2 protein-coding genes are annotated in these 2248 nt (G+C 70.1%); both read right to left on the bottom strand.

Going from position 1 to position 2248, the window contains the following annotated elements; genetic code table 11:
* Nucleotides 1–369: Mur ligase domain-containing protein (locus tag ABT085_RS45795; RefSeq protein ID WP_351623045.1), on the bottom strand; the 369-nt coding region annotated here is incomplete at its 3' end.
* Nucleotides 370–437: 68 nt separating this feature from the next.
* The coding region (locus tag ABT085_RS45790; RefSeq protein ID WP_351623043.1) for a peptidoglycan D,D-transpeptidase FtsI family protein at nt 438–2248 on the bottom strand (1811 nt) is incomplete at its 5' end.

The raw sequence follows: 2248 nt of genomic DNA, 5'->3' as shown, positions 1-2248 counted from the left end.
GGTCAGGACGGCGGCCGCGCCGAGACCGGCCGCCTGGACGACGAAGTCCGCGCCGTGGGCGCGGGCGCCGGGCAGGGCGGCGTAGAGGTCGCCGGGGCGGACGGCGCGCGAGTCATGGGTGATGCCCGTGACCTCGGCGGCGTCCTTCGGAATGGTGGCGCCCAGCTGATCGGCGAGCTCCGCGAGGGGTGTTGCGGAGACCTGGACCGGCCGGGGCGGGCCCGGATATGTCACGGGAACGCCCTTCTGGGTGGTTTGGGACTGATCAGCGTGTGGCACGGCGGTGAGCGTACCGGGCGCACCCGCTTGCGAGCGAAGCGAGGGGCCTGGCGCGCCCTGGTTCCCCGGCTGGGGAGTGATCATGGTCACGGGCTGGTTTCCTGGCTGGTTCGGTGCTGGGCGGTACGGGTTCCGGGCCGGTCAGGGTGCCGGCCGGGTCAGGGTGTGAATTCGACGGGGAGGCTGGCGGCCTTCGCCCCGGTGGGCGGGACCTGAAGGGTCTTCAGGGCGAACTCCATCACCTGCTTGTAGATCGGGCCGCAGATCTGACCGCCGAAGTAGAGGCCCTCGGTGGCGTTCTGGATCGCGCAGTAGACGGTGACGCGCGGCTTGTCCGCGGGTGCGAAGCCGGCGAACGACGACGTGTATCCCTTGTACTTGCCGGTGGCCGGATCCACGCGGTTGGCCGTACCGGTCTTGCCCGCGACACGGTAGCCCGGGATACGCGCCTTGGTGCCGGTGCCCTGCTCGTCGTCCACGACCGACTCCAGCATCTGGGCGAGACTCCTGGCGGTCTTGGCACTGATGACCCGGGTCTTCTTCGGCTGGGCGGCGGGGACGAAGCGGCCGTCCGCCCCCTTCGTACCGCGCACCAGCGTGGGCGCGACGCGCACACCGCCGTTGGCGATCGTCGAGTAGACCGAGGCCGCCTGCATGGCGTTGATGGACACGCCCTGGCCGAAAGGAATCGTGTACTGCTGCGATGTCGACCAGTCGTCCGGCGCGGCGAGGATTCCCCTGGTCTCGCCGGGGAAGTCGAGTCCGGTGTAGCCGCCGATGCCGAACTTGCGCAGATAGGAGTAGAGGACCCGGTTGGCCTCGGGCTGCGTCTTGCCGAGCTGGCCGGTGGCGAGGATGGTGCCGATGTTGCTGGACTTGGCCAGCACGCCGTTGAGCGTGAGGTACCAGGTCTTGTGGTCGATGTCGTCCTTGAAGAGCCGGTCGCCGCGGTGCAACCGGTTGGGCACCGTGACATGGGTCAGCGGGGTGGCCGCGTTCTCCTCCAGCACGGCGGCCATCGACATGACCTTGGCGGTGGAACCGGGCTCGTAGGCGTCCTGGACGGCCGCGTTGCCGAGGGCCGCGGGGTCGGCCTCGGTCAGGTCGTTGGGGTCAAAGCCGGGCGAGTCGGCCATGGCGAGGATCTCGCCGGTCCGGGTGTCCTGGACGATCACATAGCCGCGGTCCGCCTTGGACTTCTTCACCTGCTCGGTGATGGCGTTCTGCGCGGCCCACTGGATGTCGCGGTCGATGGTGAGCTCGATGTCGCTGCCGGGCACGGCGGGCGTCTCGGTGGAGCCCGCGGTCGGCACCTGGCGGCCGCCGGACTGGGCGTAGCGGATCTTGCCGTCCTTGCCGGTGAGCGCCTTGTTCAGCTGCTGCTCGATACCGCCGCCGCCCTTGCCGTCGGCGTTGACCCAGCCCAGTATCCCGGCGGCGAGGTCACCGTTGGGGTACACCCGCCTGGTGGTGGGGTCGGCGAAGACCCCGGCCAGCACGTTGACCGTGGTGCGGTCCGTCTGCGCCTTCTTGGCGAGCGCCGCCTTCAGGTCCTTGATCTGCGTCCAGACCTGCGGGGTCTGCCGGGCGGCGAGCCGGACGTACTGGAGCTTCTTGTCCTTGGGCCTGAGCTTCTTGACGAGATCGGCCTGTTCCAGGCCGAGGATCGGGGCGAGCAGCGCCGCCGCCTGCTCCGGCCCGTCGCCGATCTTCAGTTGCTTCCGGGTGAACATCGTCGGGTCGGCGGTGATGTCGTACGCGTCCACGCTGGCGGCCAGGGCCACGCCGTTGCGGTCGGTGATCCCGCCGCGCTCGGCGGCCAGGGTGTGCACGACGTAGCGGTTCTGCTCGGCCTTGGCGGCGTACGCGTCGGCGTCGACGGCCTGCACCTGGAGCAGTCGTACGACGAACGCGATCAGCACCAGGGTCAGCGCGAGGCTGACCATGCGCAGCCGGGGCCGGGGGCTGC

The organism is Streptomyces sp. NPDC002265 (assembly GCF_040296125.1).
Lineage (GTDB): Bacteria > Actinomycetota > Actinomycetes > Streptomycetales > Streptomycetaceae > Streptomyces.
The sequence above is the reverse complement of the archived record's forward strand: the minus strand, read 5'-3'. Positions and strand labels throughout refer to the sequence as shown.